Here is a 16,924-nt window from a genome sequence, read left to right as displayed (position 1 = left end):
AGGCATGCCGCCAGCGTTCAATCTGAGCCAGGATCAAACTCTTCAGTTCAAACCTGTTACTGTTTTTCGGTCTCTTTCGAAACCGGTCGCTCACTCAAAATCACTGACAGATGGCTTGATTGCTCAAACCTTCCTCAATTTCTTTCTGTGTGAGACTCGATTACTTTCGCTTCCGGCAGCTCCGAAGAACCACCGCGCGCCGTCATCGAGCACCCACATCTGTCGGCTGTTAGTTTTTAAAGAACATCCGCACGAGGCGCCTTGCCTTCGTTGCGTTTGCTGCATCAGCAGCAGAGAAACGAGATTATGAACAACCTTCCGGTGTTCGTCAACAGGTTTTTTGCTACCGAAGAACCCGCCGACATCGCCGGACAACCGCATCACTGCCGGCCCTCCCGCCTTTCCCGCTTCCCTCGCGCCGCGGCGTCCGCCGCGCGAAAGAGCGAGATTCTAGGCGCTCGCCTCCGCCGTTGCAAGCGGTTTTTCGACGCGCGTAAAGCGCATGGCATATGAACGAAGTATCAGTATTTCCATGCGGTCTGTCGTACAGACAAAAGATCAAACGACAGCATGCCTTTCCATCACACGCGACACGACGCCGAGATAGTGATCGAGATCCGGCGTCGTGCGATTCGCTTCCTTCGCCAGATCGTCCCAGCGACGCAAGCACAACGCATCCTCCGCATAAGGCTTCTTCAGGAACGCCTGCGCCTCATCATCGGTGTAGATGCCGCCCTGCAATTCGAGACTGCGCACGGAATCCGCCGATAACCGCCCAAAGTAAGTCGCGTCGATTGCGCACAGACAGCGCTTTGCATCGACATGCAGACGGATCGGCTCGAGCACCGCGTCCGGCAGCACGGGCCGCAGAAACGGCAACGCGAAGTATTGGTGAAGATCGTCGATGCCGCGCGCCGTCGGCGTTTCGCCCTGCCGGTTCAGCAGATGTCCGAGGTCATGCAGGAACGCCGCCGCGACCAGTTCATCGGAGGCCCCCGCCGCTTCCGCGAGCGCGCCGCTTTGCAATGCATGTTCGAGCTGCGTCACCGGCTCGCCGCTGTATGCGAGCCGGCCATGTGCTTCGAACAATCCGCGAATGTCGTCGAGATTCAATGCCACAACATCACTCCCACGGAAGAGAAAAGGTCTTGAGGTTCGTGAAGCTCTTCATCGCTTCCTGCACGCCCTCCTTGTAGCCGAGGCCCGAATCCTTGATGCCGCCGAACGGCGTCAGTTCGACGCGATACCCCGGCACCTCCCACACGTTCACCGTGCCCACGCGCAATTCGTTGATGAAGCGCGGAATCGCGTCCTGCCGGTTCGTGCACAGGCCGCACGACAGACCGAACGGCGTGCCGTTGCTGATGCGGATCGCGTCATCGAGCGTATCGAACGTGATGATCGGCGACACGGGGCCGAACGTTTCCTCGCGAATCAGCGTCATCGACGGATCGACTCCATCGACGACCGTCGGCGAATACAGCGCGCCCTTGCGCTCATTGCCGACGAGCAGACGCGCGCCCTGCGCAACCGCTTCGTTCACGCGCGATTCGAAGAGCCGCGCGGCCGCTTCGTCGATCACGGTGCCCATCTGGTTCGCCCCGTCGAACGGATCGCCGTATGTCCACTCGCGCGTCTTCTCGACGACCAGCTCCGTGAAGCGCGCAGCGATGCTCTTCTGCACGATCATCCGCTTGACGGCCGTGCAGCGCTGACCGGAGTTCTTGTACGAGCCCTGCACGGCCAGCGCGGCGGCACGCTCGAGATCGGCGTCTTCGAGCACGATCAGCGGATCGTTGCCGCCGAGTTCCAGCACGACGCGCCGATACCCCGCGCGCTCGGCGATATGCTTGCCGATCGCCACGCCCCCCGTGAACGTCACAAGTTCGGCGAGCGGATTCGTGACCAGTTCATCGGCGATTTCGCGCGGGTCGCCCGTGAGCACCTGCAGCATCGGCGCGGGCAGTCCCGCTTCGTACAACAGATCCGCGAGATAGAACGCCGACAGCGGCACCTTCTCCGAAGGCTTCAGGATCACGCGATTGTTCGTCGCAATCGCAGGCGCGATCTTGTGCGCGACCTGGTTCATCGGGTGATTGAACGGCGTGATCGCGACGATCACACCCGCAAGCGGATCGCGCTGCGTGAACACGCGGCGCTTCTTGCCATGCGGCGTCAGATCGCACGAGAAGCTCTGGCCGTCGTCGCGCAATGCTTCGATCGACGCGAACTTCAGCACATCCGCGACACGCCCGATTTCATACAACGTGTCCTGCTTCGACAGACCCGATTCGAGCGAAATCAGATCGGACGCTTCTTCCGTCCGCTCGCGCAGCAGCATGCCCGCGCGCTCGAGAATGTGCGAGCGCTCATAGCGCGTGAGCTTCGCGCAATAAGCGGCCGCATAGTCGAACGCGGCGCGCACATCGTCGACGCTCGCCATCGGCACCGTACCGACGCGCATGCCCGTATACGGATCGAACACATCGAGCGTGCGCGAGCGCGCGACGCGCTCGCCCTTCAAACGCAGCGCTTCTGCGCGAAACGCGGGGTGATCGTTGGACGGGATCATTGTGTTCATGATGTCGCCACATGGTTGAGCGCCAGATCGAACACGTCGAAATTGCGCAGACGCTTGCCCGCGACGCGTACTTCGCTGATGCGTCGATTGAAGAGCAACGGCACTTCCTGTTCTGATAGTCCGCCGTGCGAGCGCAGCGGCACCGTCAGTCCCGAGAGATCGTGCTCGTCGCGGCGCGTGCCGAGCGCCGTGTTCTTTTTGCTGACCACGACGATGTCGCCGACGCGGTCGTTCGGCAACTCGAAGCGCTCGCACGCCGCCTTGTTGTCGAGCACGGCTTCGATGTCCTTCAGGCCGCCCAGGCGCTCGATCACCTGTTGCGCATTCGCGTCGCGCGGCAGATAGATCGTCGCGAACGACCCGAGCGCGCCGTGGTGCACGACGTACGGATCGGTGATGGGCAGAATGACGCGCGCCGCCCGCGCGCCGAGCCATTCGTCCAGCAGGTCCTGCAGATAGATGACGTTCGGCTCGCCCGTCCGCGGATCGTGCTTCGCGTTCATGCCGTGGTCGGCCGTCAGTCCGATCACCCAGCCGAGCGCGTCGAGTTGCGCCAGATAGCCGTCCATCATCGCGTAGAATGCGTTCGCGCCTTCCGTGCCGGGCGCCCACTTGTGCTGGATGTAGTCGGTCGTCGACAGATACATCAGGTCGAGCTTGCGCGTCTGCGCAAGCCGCACGCCCGCGGCGAACACGAATTCGGAAAGGTCCGCGCTGTACACATCGGGCAACGGCAGGCCGACCAGATCGAGCACTTCGCCGATGCCGTTTTCTTCGAGCGTCACCTTGTCGGCCTTCTCCGCCGAAAAGCAGATGCCCTTCATCTTGTTGCCGAGCAGCCGCCGCAGCTTGTCCTTCGCCGTGACGACGGCGACGGCCGCGCCCGCATCGGCGGCTGCCGCGAGCAACGTCGGCGCGCGCAGATACGCGGGATCGTTCATCATCACTTCCGCGCCCTTGCCGTCGTTGGCCTGCGGGTCCCAGAAGTAGTTGCCGCAGATGCCATGCACGGAAGGCGGCACGCCGCACACGATCGACAGGTTGTTCGGGTTCGTGAACGACGGAATCACGCAGTCGCCCCTGAACGCCGCGCCGTCGCGCAGCATCTTGCCGATATACGGCGCCACGCCCGCGTTCACGGCCGCTTCCAGATACTCGTACTCGCAGCCATCGACGCACACAACCACCGTCGGCGTCGCCGGCAACCGGTAGCTGCGGCCATTCACTTCAACACTACGTTCGGATTGGATTGCCATCGTTCTCTTCCCTACGCGTCGCTGACGCGTGTTCTTCATTGGTTCCGCTGACTCAGGCGAGCAGCGCGCTCAAGCCGTCATCCCGTTCGTTGCGATCATCGTGTTCGCCGGATCGATGCGGCCCGGCCGCTTCATGCGCGCGCTGCCTGCCGCCGTCGACGTGCGCGAGCATCAGCCGCGCCGCTTCGTCCGCATCGCGCGCGGCGAGCGCCGACAGAATCGCGCGATGCTCGGCGAGCGAACGCTCCATCGCGTCGCCACGCGCGCCGAGCGCCGCGCGCCTGAACAGACTCAATTCGCCGACCAGCCTGCGATACGTCTCATACAGCTTGCCGTTGCCCGCCATCGCGACGATCGCATCGTGAAACGCGACGTTTTCTCGCGCATAGACATCGTGATCACCGCTCTCGAGCGCGGCATGCATCGCCTCCACATGCTTGCGCAGCGCGGCCAGTTGCGCGGCGTCGATACGCTGCGCGAGCATCCGGCACGCCGCCTGTTCGAGCACCGCGCGCACCGCGTAAATCTCGTCGGCCTCCGCGAGCGACACCGTGCGCACGAACACGCCACGATTCTTCTCGTTGCGCACGAGCCCGGCCTGCTCCAGCGCGCGAAACGCCTCGCGCACCGGCCCGCGCGACACCTGCAAGCGCGCAGCCCAATCGGTTTCATTGAGCTTGTCGCCAGGCGCCAGCCTGCCGTCGACGATGTTGCGCTCGATCTCGTCGCGGACCAGCGCCGTCAGCGAATGCCGCCTGACTACCTCGATCCGATCATCCGGCACAATTTCCATATTTTCGGTCATTTCGACAATTTTTGCCACACCACGATGCGAGGCATGCCGGCACAGGCACACCTCACGAAAAATCAGGAAACGTTGTTGTCAGTCCACGCGACGGCGCGGCACGCGCGCGGCGATCAGCAATAGCGCGGCCAGCGACGCGAGCAGCAGAATCAGCGACAGCGCGGACGCCGGCAGGTAATAACCGCGTTCGACCTGGCCGACGACGACGATCGGCACCGTCGCGAAGCCCGGCGGATAAACAGTCAGCGTCGCGCCGAGCTCGCCGAGCGACAGCGCGAAGCCGAGCGCAAGCGACGCGCGGATCGCGGGCACCAGTTGCGGCAGCACGACACGGCGCAGCACCATGGACGGCGGCGCACCGAGGCTCGCGGCCGCCTCGCGCAGGATCGTCAGCTCCGGCCGCAATGCGGCGGCCGCGCAGCGATAACAGAACGGCAGCACCAGCGCCAACTGCACGAACACGACGATCGCGGCCGAGCTCGACAGATCGAGCGGCTTCTTGTGATACGCAATCAGCACCGCGAGACCGAGTACGACGCTCGGCACGCCGTTGGGCACCATCGCGATCGTATCGACGAGCGCGCCGAGGCCGCGCCGGTCGCGCCCTTCGAGCGCGAGCGCGAGCCACAGCCCGAGCGCGGTGCCGAGAATCGCAACGCCAAAGCCGATCTGCAAGCTGGTAACGAGCGCGTCGAAATCGCTGCCGCCGAGGCGCTCGAACCAGCGCATGCTGAAGCCGTCCGGCAAGATCGTGCCCGACCAGTGCGCGGCGACGCTCGACAGCGCGACGACGATCACGGGCAGCACGAAGAGCCAGAAGCACAGCAATGCGGCGAACGCCATGAAGAGGCCGCCGGCGATGCGCGTGACGAGCCTGTGTTGAACGGGCCGCGCGCGATGATGGACGGCAGGCAGGACGGTTTGATCGATGTCGGACATTACTTCGCTCCTCCCACCTTGCGCTTGTTGACCTGGCGGTACAGCGCATACAACGACAACGACATCGCCAGCATCACGACCGCGCCCGCAGCCGCCGTCGGCAGATCCAGGTCGACGGTGGCCGAGCTGTAGATCGCCACGGGCAGCGTGATCAGGTGCGCGCTGCCGAGGACGAGCAGAATGCCGAACTCGTTCAACGTCAGCAGGAAGCACAGGATCGTGCCCGCCGCGATGCCCGGCCACGCGAGCGGCACGATCACGCGAAACGCGACCATCCATCCATTCGCGCCGAGGCTGCGCGCGGCTTCGATCAGACGCATGTCGAGCATCGCGAACGATGCGAGCGTCGGACGTACGACGAACGGCGCGTAGAACACCACTTCCGCGAGAATCACGCCGCCGATGCCGAACAGGAAATCGAGCGGCGGCGCTTCCAGATGAAAGAGCCGTTGCAAACCAATGCTGACAGAGCCTTGCGAGCCGTACAGAAAGATCAGCGTGAACGCGACGAGAAACGACGGGAACGCCACGAACAGTTCGAGAAACCGCGTGACGAGCCGCGCGCCCGGAAACGGCTTGAAGAACAGCAGCGACGCGAGCGCGACACCGAGCACTGACGCGAGCCCCGCGCTCGCGAACAGGATCCACAGCGTCGTGCCGATCACGCCGCTCGTCTCCGGATTCTGGAAGAACGCCGAATACGCATGAAAACTCATTCCATGCGCGCCCGTCAGACTCAGCATCACGAGACGCACGAGCGGATAAATCACAAGCGGGCCGAGCACGAATACGGCGAGAAACAGCAAATGCCATCGCGACATGCGTTCGCGCCGGCGCTTCGCCGCCGCATGCGATGCGGCCGTTGCGGCGCGCAGCGCGTCGCGGTTGGCGAGCACGTCAGGGCTTGATAAGGACGACATCGTCTGCCTCGTAACGCAACGAAATCCGCGCGCCCTTTTCGGGCATCACACCGCTGCCGCGCTGCATCGACACGTGCACGGGCTCGCCCGGCATCGCGTCGAGCGCGACCTGCACGGACAGCACCGAGCCGTACCATTCGACGGATGCAATCGCGCCGTGCAACTGCCCTTCGCCGAGCGGCACGATGCGCATCGCCTCGGGACGCAGGCACGCGACGCGCTCGCGCTCCGCATGGCGCGAATCGCCGAGCGCAAACGCGACGTTCGGCGGCAGCAGATTGGCCGCGCCCAGGTAGCGCGCGACGAACGCGTCGCTCGGCTTGTCGTACAGCTCCTGCGGCGTGCCGAGTTGCGCAATGTGGCCCTCTCGCATCAGCAGCGTGCGATCGGACAGCACGAGCGCGTCGTCCTGATCGTGCGTCACGCAGACGATCGTCAGATTCGGCAGGCGCTCATGCAGCGCCTTCAGTTCGGAACGCACCGACGCGCGCAGATTGGCGTCCAGCGCGGAAAGCGGTTCGTCGAGCAGCAGCACGTCCGGCTCGATCACGAGCGCGCGCGCGAGCGCCACGCGCTGCTGCATGCCGCCCGACAGTTGCGCGGGCATCACGTGGCCGGCATCGCCGAGCTGCACGAGCTTCAACGCATCGGCGACACGCCGCGCGATTTCCTTCGTCGAAATGCGACGCGCGCGCAGGCCGAACGCGACGTTCTCGAACACGGACAGATGCGGAAACAGCGCATAGCTCTGGAACAGCAGGCCCAGATTGCGCTTGTGCGGCGGCACGTGGGTCAGGTCGCGGCCCGCGACCGTCAGCGTACCGGCGAGGCCGTCGGCCTCGATGAAACCCGCGATGAAGCGCAGCAACGTCGTCTTGCCGCAGCCGCTGCGGCCGAGCACGGTCAAGAGTTCGCCGCGCTCGATCGTCAGCGACAGATCGTCGAGCACCGTGCGCGAACCGAAGCGCACCGTCAGATGCTCGATCTGCACGCCGCCGGGCTCGCCTGTGCGAGCGATGCCTTCCGCTCGCGGAGTGGCGTCCAGCGCGCCTGAACCAGCAAGGGTTGTTGCAGTGTTCACCGGTTCCATCCTCCTACATTGGTGAGCTTGAATTGCAGCACCGGATGCGTCACGCGCATCGGGTGCATCAAATGCCTTGCGCGCGGCGCGACCCTCGTCACGCCGCGCGTGCTTCCATCAGACGCCGCGATTATTTCGGCTTGACGACTTCGAGCTGCTTGCCCGAACTGCCGATCACATCGTTCTTCCAGCGAGCCGTCCAGGCGGCCTTCTTCGACATCACCTGGTTCCAGTCGACGGGGATCAGCTTCACGCCCGCGATCGCCTGTTTGACGGCCGTGCCGTTCTTGCCGGCGAGCGGCACGTCGGTGCGGCCCGGAATGCCGAAGATATCGGGCACCTTCGCCTGCACTTCCGTCGACATCAGATAGTCGATCAGCTTCTTGCCTTGCGCCTGGTTCGGACCGTTCTTAATCAGGCCGATCGCGTACGGCAACTGGAACGTGGTCGGCTGGCCGCCCGCCTCGGCTGCGAGGAAGATCGGCTTGAGCGACAGGCCGCCGTTCGCCGCGTCGTCGAGATCCATCTGCAGATCGCCGTTGGCGACGGCGATTTCGTTACGCGACAGCAGCACGTCCAGATAGCCCGTGCCCTTCGTGTGGAACTTGGCGCTCTGCTCCAGCTTCTTCAGATAGTCGAACGCCTTGTCTTCGCCCATCAGCGACGTCGTCAGGATGATCACGGCCATGCCGTCTCCCGCCGTCGCCGGGTTCGAGTACGCGACCTTGCCGCTGTAGTCGGGATGCAGCAGATCGGCGAACGTCTTCGGCTGGTTCTTCACCACTTCCGGATTGATCGCGAACGAGAAGTAGTTGTTGACGAACGTGGCCCACGCGCCGTCCGACGCCTTTGCGATCGCGGGCACGTTCTTGTAGTTCACGCTCTCGTAGTTCTGCAGCAGGCCCGCTTGCGACGCCTGCTGGATGAACGGCGGCAGCGTGACGAGCACGTCCGCCTTCGGCGCGTCCTTTTCGACGGTCGCGCGGTTCACGACTTCACCGCTGCCTGCCGTCACGATGTTGACCTTCACGCCTTCCTGCTTCTCGAACGCGGGCAGCACGTCCTTGTAGAGGTTTTCGAGGCCGTCAGCCGTGTACAGCACGACCGCGCCCGCCGCGTGCGCGGACATCGCGCCGCCGAACGCCGCTGCCGCGACGAGTGCGGGCAGCAGCTTGCGCGCAATACGGCCCGTCGAGCGAAGGTGATCCGTCTTTTTCATGTCGTTCTCTCCGAAAGGCAAAAAAACCTGTGATAACCCGATAGTGGTGGTGTCCGTGCGGCGCTCCGAAAGGGGCATCCGCATGACCTCGCGGCCGAAGCCGCGCAAATTGCAGATTGCTGACAACTTTTTTGCGGCGTTTGCGCCAGGACATTCCTGCGACGATTACTCGCTTCGGACTGCCTTGCCTGAACGGGCACGGCAAGGATCGTCTCTTTTTGTGACAGCGACGTGAAGAGTTTGCGGATTTCCACAAAATGACACAATCGGCCAATAATATGCAAAGCAACACGCGCCGAACAACGCGCGATTCCCGCATTTGACTGATTTTGGAGGCTGTGTGATTCCTGGAAACGACCCTGTTCTGCTCACGCCAGGACCGCTGACGACCTCGCCTGCCACGCGCGAAGCAATGCTGCGCGACTGGGGTTCGTGGGACGCCGCGTTCAACGGCATCACGCAGAGTGTCTGCAACGATCTCGTCGAGATCGTACACGGAGCAAATGACTACGTCTGCGTGCCGCTCCAGGGCAGCGGCACGTTCTCTGTCGAGGCCGCGCTGGGCACGCTGGTGCCGCGCGACGGCCGCGTGCTGGTGCCGAACAACGGCGCGTATTGCGCGCGCATCATCAAGGTGCTGCAACGCCTGGGCATCGCGTGGGTGGAGCTGCCGCTGCGCGACGACGAGCCGGCCAGCGCCCGCGCGATCGAAGACGCGTTCAATCGCGATCCGCGCATCACGCACGTCGCGCAGGTGCATCTGGAGACGAGCGCGGGCCTGCTCAATCCGCTCGACGAGATTGCGGCCGTGTGCAAGCACCACGGCAAGAGCCTGATCGTCGATGCGATGAGCTCGTTCGGCGCGCTGCCCATCGATCTGCGCAAAGGCGGCATCGACGCGCTGGTGTCGGCGAGCGGCAAGTGTCTGGAAGGCGTGCCGGGGATGGGTTTCGTGATCGTTCGGCGCAGCGTGCTGGAAGCATGCGAGGGCCGCTCGCCGTCGCTCGCGCTCGACCTGTACGATCAGTACGCGTACATGCAAAAGACCACGCAATGGCGCTTTACGCCACCGACGCACGTCGTCGCCGCGCTGCGCACCGCGCTCGACCAGTTCATCGCGGAAGGCGGCCAGCCGGCGCGCGGCGCGCGCTATGCGCGCAACTGCGCGGCGCTCGTCGACGGCATGAAGGCGCTCGGCTTCGACACGTTTCTCTCGGCCGATGTGCAGGCGCCCGTGATCGTCACGTTCCATGCGCCGCGCGATCCGAAGTGGCAATTTGCGGAGTTTTATGCAGCCGTGAGGGAAGCGGGCTACATCCTGTATCCGGGCAAGCTCACGGAAGTGGAGACGTTCCGCGTCGGCTGCATCGGCTCGATCGACACGAACGAGATGCACAACGCCGTCGCCGCCATCGGCCGGACGCTGGCGCAGCTCGATCTCAGCGTGAAATGAAGCGACGCGCGTCACTCACGCGATCAGGAGTTCCGGACCGCGTGCAGTGATCGCCTTCGCAAGCGCGCGATCCGGCGCGAGTTCCGTCACGACGTAGCGCGCCTTCTCCAGCCCTTCGATGCGCACGGGCGTCACGCGGCCGAACTTCGAATTGTCGGCGACCACGATTACGGTGTTGCCGGCGGCGATCATCCGGCTGCGCACCTCCGCTGCCATGCGCGAGTAGTCGGATAGCTGCGCGTCCGGCGTGATGCCGCCCGCGCCGATCAGCGCGAAATCCGCGTGATAGTGCGACAGCTGGTGAATCGTATCGAGGCCGAACGCGGCGTCTTCATTGTCCGACAGCTCGCCGCCGAGCAGCGTCACGCGATTGTCGTTGCGGCGTCCGAGCAGGAGCGCGATGCGCCAGTCGTTCGTGTAGACGGCCAGCCGGTGGCGGTCCGTCAGCGCGCGCGCGACGGCATGCGTCGTGCTGCCCGAATCGATGATGACCGACGCGCCGTCGGGCACCAGTTGCGCCGCGCGCTCGCCGATCGCGCGCTTCGCGCTCGCGTTCGCGGCCTCGCGCGTGTCGAGATCGGGCTCGCGCCTATCGCTCGACAGCGCGCCGCCATGCGTCGTCACGATCAGGCCGCGCTCGGCGAGCGCGTTCAGATCGCGGCGGATCGTTTCGCGCGATACGTTCAGCTCGCGAACCAGCTCGGCGACCGACAATGCGCCCGTCTTGGTGACCTGAGCCAGAATGTATTGGTGACGTTGTTCTGCCAGCATCGGTTGGTGGCCGCCGCGAGGCGGTGAGCAGGGGTTCAGGGATGGGATCGGCCCGCCGGATTGTCGCGGGTATTGTATTACGCACGGGAATCCGGCGCGGACGGAATGTAACAAAAGGCTTGCAGGCGGCGCAGTGCCTGTCGGCTGATCGTATGCCGCCGATGTTGAGCGTATGCCGATGCTGGTCGTATCGCCGTGCGGCTGCGCGCTCGCCGCATTCACGCGCTTGCTGCGCGTGGGCAATCGCCGTGCGGGTGTTCCCGGCGGCGCATCCCTGCTAATCTGAGCGGTCTTTTCACGCATCGCCGATGCGTCCTGCCGAACGATCCGCCGATGCCTCCCCTGTTTCGCCGACTACGACTGCTGTTCCACACGCTGCGTTACGGCGCGCGTCTCGTCTGGCTCGCCGCGCCCGAGCATCACAAGCTGCACTGGTTCGTCACGCTCGCATCGCGTGTGCACGAGTCGCCAGACGCGCGCGCCGGCGTCCATCGCGCGCTGCCCAATCTCGGCCCGCTCGCGAGCGCTTTCGCCGAGGCGCTCGCGCGCCGCCCCGAACTCGCGACGGGCACGCTGCACGATGCGATCGACGCCGTCGGCCACCTCGAAACGCCGTTGCCGCCGGAAGAAGTCGAACAGGCGATTGCCGCGGCGCTCGGCCGTCCCGTATCGACGCTCTTCGCGTCGATCGACCTGACACCCGCGCGCAACGGCTTTGCCGAGCAGACGCATGTCGGGCGCCTCGCCGAGCCGATCAACGGACATCGAGACATTGCAATCAAGCTCGTGCGCGCCGCGCAAGTCCAGGAAATCGCGGACGAAGCCGCGTTGCTGCGCTGGGTCGCTCGCTGGATGGAGAAGCTGTCGAAGAACGCGCGGCGTCTGCGGCTGCGCGACATGGCGGACGCCTTCACGCATGACATCCTGCGACGCTTCGACCTGCGCGCCGAGGCCGCGAACCTGAGCCAGACCGCGCATCACTTCGCCGACGACAAGCGCCTCGCGATTCCCGCCGTGATCTGGGAGCTTTGCACCGACCGCACGTTCGCGATGCAGCATGTCGAGTCGCTGCCCGCGCTGGATCTCGCGGGCCTGTCGGCGCGCGGCGTGAAGCTGGTGCCGCTTGCGGAGCACATCATCGAAGTCGTCACCGAGCAGGCGTTCGAGCACGGCTTCTTCCACGCGACACTCGACGCGCGCCGCGTGCGCGTGAGCATCGAGCCGGATACGCTGGGCCGCATCGTGCTCGCGGATTTCGCGGTGATGTCGAGTCTTTCGACCCGCGAGCGCGAGTTCTTCGTGCAGGGCGCGACGGCGCTCTTCGACCAGGACTACGGACGGCTCGCGCATCTGCATCATGAAGCCGGGCATGTGTCGAGCGAGACGCGCCCCGAAAAGCTCGAGGCCGAACTGCGCACGCGCGCCGAAGCGCACTTCGCGCCGCAATCGCACGAGCGCTCGGCGGGCGCGCTGTTCCATCATCTGCTGTTCGCCGTGCGCCCGTTCGGCGGCGACGTACCGCCGCGCCTCGCCGCCGCGCAACGCACGTTCGAGCAGGCCGAGATGCTCGCGAACGCGCTGCATCCGGGCGTCGATTCGTGGAAGATCGCGCGCTCAGTGCTGGCGACGCTCGCGCGCCGCGAGTTCGATCATCGCGGCTGGGCCAGGCACATCGCGCAGGAGTTGCCGCATCTCGCGCATCTGGTGCCGCGCATTCCGCAGCTTGCGGTGCGCTATTTGCAGCATCAGCACGAAGCGGCGAGCGTGAGGCAACAGGTGCAGCTTGTCAGCGACGTGCTGACCGAATATCGCAGAACGCGTGTGCTGCTGTGGGCGTGCACGATTTGCGGCGGGGTGCTCGGCGCGGTGGCCGTGCTGCTGACGTATTGAGCGGTGGGTATCGATAGGCGCTGATCGGGGCGTAGGTCGCAGGCGGGCGAATGTTCACCTGGTTCGTTTGGTTCGTTCGGTCTCGTTCGGTTCACTCGGTTCGCTGGGTTCACTCGGTTCACTCGGTTCACTCGGTTCGCTGGGTTGCTCGGTTCGCGTAGGTCGCACGGCTCACGCCGACTGCGCCGATGCAGCCTCGAACAAGACGGCCTGCCCCTCTTGCACCGATACTGCGAGCTTCGTCCGCTTCCCATGCTTTCCGATGCTGGCTTTTCTCAATGCCGTCGTATTCGTCGTCCTTTGGTCGACGGGTTTCGTCGTCGCCCGCGCGATCAAGCCTTACGCCGATCCGAATCTCTTTCTGCTCGCGCGCTTCGGCAGCACGGCGCTGCTGTTCATGGTGGCCGCGCTGCTGGCGCGCGTCGAATGGCCGACGGGCCGCGCGCTCGGCAAGCATCTGATCGCGGGCGCGCTGCTGCAAGGCGTCTATCTTGGCGCGGGCTACTGGGCCGTCGCGCAAGGCATGAGCGCGGGCATCATGGCGCTGCTCGGCGCGTTGCAGCCGCTTCTGACGGCCGCCGTCGCCGCGCCGCTGTTCGGCGAACGTCTGTCCGCGCGCGGCTGGACGGGGATGCTGCTCGGCCTCGCAGGCGTCGCGCTCGTGCTGGAGCCAAAGCTCGCGACCACGGATCTGAGCGTCGCGCAAAGCGGCGTGCCTCAATGGCTGGTCGTCGCCGTGTCGATACTCGCCGTCTGCGCGATCACGGCAGGCACGCTGATCCAGAAGACTTCCCTATCGAAGGCCGATATTCGCAGCGCGAGCGCCGTGCAGAACTTCGGCGCGGCCATCGTCGTGCTCGCGTTCGCGCTGGCGCTCGGCGAGCACAAATGGATTGCGTCGCCGGCGCTGTGGGTGTCGCTCGCGTGGGGCATCGTGATGCTGTCGGGCGTGAGCGTCACGCTGCTCGTCTGGATGGTCCGGCGCGGCGACGCATCGCGCGCGACGGCGCTGCTCTTTCTCGCGCCGCCGCTCGCGGCCGTCGAAGGCTACATCGGATTCGGCGAAACGCTGACTGTTGCGCAGGTGGCGGGCTTTGTCGTCGCGCTGATCGGCGTGTTGCTCGCGCGGTCTTGAATGGGCTGCTGCGATTGCGCGGTTGTGGGTGTGTGGTCGTGAGTATGAGGTCGCGAATGCGTGATCGTGGATGCGCGCTGTTGACGGCGCGATCGTGAATGCCCAAAGCCAACCGCAACGCACCGCCGAAGGGTCATCCGGCATCAATCCGCCGTATCGGCACCCGGCGGCACCTGTGCGCGGACTCTCCTGCTCGGTGGCGGCGACCAGGCGGGCCGCGCCTTGCGCTGCGAATCGACGACGACAATGTAGCGGCCCGCCCACGGTGTCGCGATGCGATCAGAATGCAGCACCCACAGCGACCTGCCGTCGTCGACGAGCGCCTCGTATTCGCGATCGAGAATGCCGTAGTGGTCGAGAAACACGTTCAGCGAAGCCGGCATCCGCACGCAGCCTTTCGAGTGCCGGATGCCGAGAATCGGCTCGAGCTTGTCGGGATCGGTCGCGTGCATCTGAAACCGCATCTGCGAGATGCCGCCCTTGCCCCAGCCGCGCTGGGCCTGCGCCCAGCCGAGGTCGAAGATGCGCATGTCGTGTGCGCCGTAGCCGCGGATGCCGTTGTCGTTCATCGTGCCTTCCGCGCGGAAATCCATGTTGTCCGGCGTGTGCTCGAACACGCCGAGCGGCGTGATGAAGTGATCGTACTGGCCCGGCCGTCCCGTCGCGACGGGCGACGCGCCGATCATCTGCCACGCGTCGGCGGGTATCGCGCGAAAGTAGATGAAGAGCGCCTGCACGTTTTCATTGCGATCGACGAGCACCGCATACTCGCCCGACAGGTTCCCAAGCTCGTCCTGCTCGAGCGCCTGCTGCAAGCGATCGCCATACGCGCGCTGCTCGGCGACGGGCACCTTCAGGCGGCGTGTCACGTTGCGCGCGAACACGTCGCGCATCAACAGCGCGCGACGCGGGTCCGCGCCACCCGCGGCATCGCGGGCTGCGACGGCCGACGCATCGACGGCGGGATTCGCCGCGTCTGGCAGCGCATCGGCAGCATGCGCGGCATGGAGACTTGCGACGAACGCCGGCACGGCCAGCGCCGACGCAGAGAAAAAGCTCAACGCGAGCCGAGCCGCGACGAAGCGCGCGCGCCGCCGCGATCCCGCGATTTTCGCCCTTCGGCTCGCCCCGTCGACACTGTGCCCTGCATCGTCTTGTGATTCCGCCCTCTCTCGTGCAGGCGGACGAACTGCCATGTTCTCTTTTTTGCGGTTCATTGTGGTCGAACATCACTGCCTGTTGCCAAACCCGCACAGCCGCTTGTGGCGTGCCGCCGGACGTTTATGAATCCGGCGCCGACGCGCCCGGACCCCGCTCGCTGAAAAATGACAAACGCGTAACGCAGTGCTTTCCGATGATTGACGGCCGTGCATCATCGATCTAAAGCCTTAATGTCGAGATTCGATTATGGTTATTCGACATTAAACCAGACAACGCATGCCGGCGCACCCAATCCGGCGCATTCATGCAATCATCGGCGCTCATGTCAGCGCGCTTTCCAGGGGGCTTCGATGGACCAGCACGAACGCGCCGCGCGTCAGCGGCAGATCGCAGCGGAACTGCACGTCGCCGGCACTTTCGACGCCGCGCACGAGATCGAGCAGCGCGTCGCATTTCTCGCCGACTACCTTCGCGCAAGCGGGCTTTCGACCTATGTGCTCGGCATCAGCGGCGGCGTCGATTCATTGACGGCGGGGCGCCTCGCGCAACTCGCGGTGGAGCGACTGCGCAGCACGCAGTACGAAGCGCGCTTCGTCGCGATGCGTTTGCCGCATGGCGTGCAGCACGACGAAACGGACGCGCAGCAATCGCTCGCGTTCATCCGCGCCGACGAAACGCTGACCGTCGACATCCGCCCCGCCGCCGACGCGATGCTCGACGCTTTGTCAGCGAGCGGCCTGCGATTTGACGACGATTCGCAACGCGACTTCGTGCACGGCAACATCAAGGCACGCGAGCGGATGATCGCGCAGTACGCGGCAGCGAGCGCGCGGCACGGGATCGTGATCGGCACGGATCACGCCGCAGAATCGGTGATGGGTTTTTTCACGAAGTTCGGCGACGGCGGCGCCGACGTTCTGCCGCTCGCGGGCCTGAACAAGCGGCGCGTGCGCGCGCTCGCGGCTGCACTCGGCGCCAGCGACGCACTCTCGCACAAGGTGCCGACCGCCGACCTCGAGATGTTGCGCCCCCAACGTCCGGACGAGGACGCATACGGCATCCGCTACGACGATATCGACGATTTCCTTGAAGGCAAGCCCGTCAGCGACGCGGTATTCGAAACCGTCATGCGCTTCTACGAAAGCACCCGGCACAAGCGCGCGCTGCCTTATACGCCGTTCGGCTGAGCGCGCGTTTCGTTTCACGGACCCGCGTGCAGGCGCTATTCGCGACGGGGCGGCGTCGGCGGCGTCTCGTTGCTGCCGAACGGCACGGCGCTGACCTGCAGCGGAACGCCGCCCAGGAGCTTGCCATTGAACTGCTGCGCGATGATATCGGCGACATACGGTTCGTCGGCGTCGACGTCCACGTTCGCATAGGCGTTCGGCGTGCCCTGCTCGAACACTTCGATCTCTTTCGCATAGTGGCCGAGTTCGCGGCCGAGAAAATCGCGCACTTCCTGCTCGGAGCACGACTCGGGAATGTTCCACACGATGATCTTCATACGCGCGACGCCCTCCGTTGATGATGGTCACGCAGACGCAGCGATTCTTGGTTTTGCTGTCGGCTGGAGTTGGTGCCTTAGTGCCTTACTCTGGTCCCACGCAGAGCGGTCGACCGGAGTTGGAGCGTTAGCTGTCGGCGGGAGTTGGTGCTTTAGCACTTACTCTTGTCCCACGCCTTGCTCTGGTCCCACGCAAAGCTGTGGACCTC

The 16,924-nt window shown here is 64.9% G+C and carries 16 protein-coding genes; 5 read left to right on the top strand and 11 right to left on the bottom strand.

Annotation, left to right across the window (positions count from 1 at the left end):
• Positions 1 to 310: hypothetical protein (locus AABE10_RS05335; RefSeq protein WP_342932211.1), on the top strand; the 310-nt coding region annotated here is incomplete at its 5' end.
• A 248-nt stretch (positions 311 to 558) separates the two neighbouring features.
• Here AABE10_RS05335 and AABE10_RS05330 read toward each other — a convergent pair.
• The 8 genes from AABE10_RS05330 to phnS form a co-directional block, all read right to left on the bottom strand.
• Positions 559 to 1,119, bottom strand: a complete 561-nt coding sequence (locus AABE10_RS05330; RefSeq protein ID WP_342932210.1) for a phosphonate degradation HD-domain oxygenase — start codon at positions 1,117 to 1,119, stop codon at positions 559 to 561.
• Positions 1,120 to 1,123: 4 nt separating this feature from the next.
• Positions 1,124 to 2,581 carry a phosphonoacetaldehyde dehydrogenase gene (phnY, locus tag AABE10_RS05325; RefSeq protein ID WP_342932209.1) on the bottom strand — a complete coding sequence of 486 codons (1,458 nt, stop codon included), beginning with the start codon at positions 2,579 to 2,581 and terminating at the stop codon, positions 1,124 to 1,126.
• Positions 2,578 to 3,837: a phosphonoacetate hydrolase gene (gene phnA / locus AABE10_RS05320; protein WP_342932208.1), complete on the bottom strand. Its 1,260-nt coding sequence runs from the start codon at positions 3,835 to 3,837 to the stop codon at positions 2,578 to 2,580. The genes phnY and phnA overlap by 4 nt, the downstream gene beginning before the upstream one ends.
• Positions 3,838 to 3,889: 52 nt before the next feature.
• Positions 3,890 to 4,642 carry a phosphonate utilization associated transcriptional regulator gene (locus AABE10_RS05315; protein ID WP_342932207.1) on the bottom strand — a complete coding sequence of 251 codons (753 nt, stop codon included), beginning with the start codon at positions 4,640 to 4,642 and terminating at the stop codon, positions 3,890 to 3,892.
• Between the two features lie 78 nt (positions 4,643 to 4,720).
• A complete protein-coding gene (gene phnV / locus AABE10_RS05310; RefSeq protein ID WP_342932206.1) occupies positions 4,721 to 5,581 on the bottom strand; it encodes a 2-aminoethylphosphonate ABC transport system, membrane component PhnV in 861 nt (286 codons plus the stop codon).
• A complete protein-coding gene (locus tag AABE10_RS05305; protein ID WP_342932205.1) occupies positions 5,581 to 6,501 on the bottom strand; it encodes a 2-aminoethylphosphonate ABC transporter permease subunit in 921 nt (306 codons plus the stop codon). Before AABE10_RS05305 ends, phnV begins: the two co-directional genes overlap by 1 nt.
• Positions 6,479 to 7,582 carry a 2-aminoethylphosphonate ABC transport system ATP-binding subunit PhnT gene (gene phnT, locus AABE10_RS05300; RefSeq protein WP_342932204.1) on the bottom strand — a complete coding sequence of 368 codons (1,104 nt, stop codon included), beginning with the start codon at positions 7,580 to 7,582 and terminating at the stop codon, positions 6,479 to 6,481. The genes AABE10_RS05305 and phnT overlap by 23 nt, the downstream gene beginning before the upstream one ends.
• A gap of 130 nt (positions 7,583 to 7,712) precedes the next feature.
• Positions 7,713 to 8,801: a 2-aminoethylphosphonate ABC transporter substrate-binding protein gene (phnS, locus tag AABE10_RS05295; RefSeq protein ID WP_342932203.1), complete on the bottom strand. Its 1,089-nt coding sequence runs from the start codon at positions 8,799 to 8,801 to the stop codon at positions 7,713 to 7,715.
• Positions 8,802 to 9,144: 343 nt separating this feature from the next.
• On the opposite strand from phnS, the gene AABE10_RS05290 reads away from it, so the two are divergent.
• The gene (locus AABE10_RS05290; RefSeq protein WP_342932269.1) at positions 9,145 to 10,254 is read left to right on the top strand and encodes a 2-aminoethylphosphonate--pyruvate transaminase; all 1,110 of its coding nucleotides are present in this window, start codon (positions 9,145 to 9,147) and stop codon (positions 10,252 to 10,254) included.
• Between the two features lie 15 nt (positions 10,255 to 10,269).
• Here AABE10_RS05290 and AABE10_RS05285 read toward each other — a convergent pair whose 3' ends face one another.
• Positions 10,270 to 11,025 carry a DeoR/GlpR family DNA-binding transcription regulator gene (locus AABE10_RS05285; RefSeq protein ID WP_342932202.1) on the bottom strand — a complete coding sequence of 252 codons (756 nt, stop codon included), beginning with the start codon at positions 11,023 to 11,025 and terminating at the stop codon, positions 10,270 to 10,272.
• 333 nt (positions 11,026 to 11,358) lie between these two features.
• Here AABE10_RS05285 and AABE10_RS05280 point away from each other — a divergent pair, with 333 nt between their 5' ends.
• Positions 11,359 to 12,915, top strand: a complete 1,557-nt coding sequence (locus AABE10_RS05280) for an ABC1 kinase family protein (protein ID WP_342932201.1) — start codon at positions 11,359 to 11,361, stop codon at positions 12,913 to 12,915.
• Between the two features lie 262 nt (positions 12,916 to 13,177).
• Positions 13,178 to 14,050 (top strand): DMT family transporter, encoded by an 873-nt coding sequence (locus AABE10_RS05275; RefSeq protein WP_342932200.1) that lies wholly within the window; start codon positions 13,178 to 13,180, stop codon positions 14,048 to 14,050.
• A 143-nt stretch (positions 14,051 to 14,193) separates the two neighbouring features.
• Here the strand turns inward: AABE10_RS05275 and AABE10_RS05270 are convergent, their stop codons facing one another.
• Positions 14,194 to 15,111, bottom strand: coding sequence for a L,D-transpeptidase (locus AABE10_RS05270; RefSeq protein ID WP_428983260.1), 918 nt, complete (start codon positions 15,109 to 15,111; stop codon positions 14,194 to 14,196).
• A gap of 450 nt (positions 15,112 to 15,561) precedes the next feature.
• Here AABE10_RS05270 and nadE point away from each other — a divergent pair, with 450 nt between their 5' ends.
• On the top strand, positions 15,562 to 16,398 hold the full coding sequence (gene nadE / locus AABE10_RS05265; protein WP_342932198.1) for an ammonia-dependent NAD(+) synthetase: 837 nt from the start codon (positions 15,562 to 15,564) through the stop codon (positions 16,396 to 16,398).
• A gap of 35 nt (positions 16,399 to 16,433) precedes the next feature.
• Here the strand turns inward: nadE and AABE10_RS05260 are convergent, their stop codons facing one another.
• On the bottom strand, positions 16,434 to 16,715 hold the full coding sequence (locus tag AABE10_RS05260; RefSeq protein WP_090868280.1) for an RNA-binding protein: 282 nt from the start codon (positions 16,713 to 16,715) through the stop codon (positions 16,434 to 16,436).
• Positions 16,716 to 16,924: the final 209 nt, after the last annotated feature.

Origin of the sequence: Paraburkholderia diazotrophica, from assembly GCF_038900755.1 — a bacterium.
Lineage (GTDB): Bacteria > Pseudomonadota > Gammaproteobacteria > Burkholderiales > Burkholderiaceae > Paraburkholderia > Paraburkholderia diazotrophica_A.
This window is presented reverse-complemented; position numbering and strand designations above follow the sequence as displayed.

Coding starts and splice junctions, on each gene's coding strand:
- phnY (WP_342932209.1), bottom strand. CDS start 2,581: ATGAACACAATGATCCCGTCCAACGATCACCCCGCGTTTCGCGCAGAA.
- phnA (WP_342932208.1), bottom strand. CDS start 3,837: ATGGCAATCCAATCCGAACGTAGTGTTGAAGTGAATGGCCGCAGCTAC.
- AABE10_RS05315 (WP_342932207.1), bottom strand. CDS start 4,642: ATGACCGAAAATATGGAAATTGTGCCGGATGATCGGATCGAGGTAGTC.
- phnV (WP_342932206.1), bottom strand. CDS start 5,581: ATGTCCGACATCGATCAAACCGTCCTGCCTGCCGTCCATCATCGCGCG.
- AABE10_RS05305 (WP_342932205.1), bottom strand. CDS start 6,501: ATGTCGTCCTTATCAAGCCCTGACGTGCTCGCCAACCGCGACGCGCTG.
- phnS (WP_342932203.1), bottom strand. CDS start 8,801: ATGAAAAAGACGGATCACCTTCGCTCGACGGGCCGTATTGCGCGCAAG.
- AABE10_RS05285 (WP_342932202.1), bottom strand. CDS start 11,025: ATGCTGGCAGAACAACGTCACCAATACATTCTGGCTCAGGTCACCAAG.
- AABE10_RS05280 (WP_342932201.1), top strand. CDS start 11,359: ATGCCTCCCCTGTTTCGCCGACTACGACTGCTGTTCCACACGCTGCGT.
- AABE10_RS05275 (WP_342932200.1), top strand. CDS start 13,178: ATGCTGGCTTTTCTCAATGCCGTCGTATTCGTCGTCCTTTGGTCGACG.
- nadE (WP_342932198.1), top strand. CDS start 15,562: ATGGACCAGCACGAACGCGCCGCGCGTCAGCGGCAGATCGCAGCGGAA.
- AABE10_RS05260 (WP_090868280.1), bottom strand. CDS start 16,715: ATGAAGATCATCGTGTGGAACATTCCCGAGTCGTGCTCCGAGCAGGAA.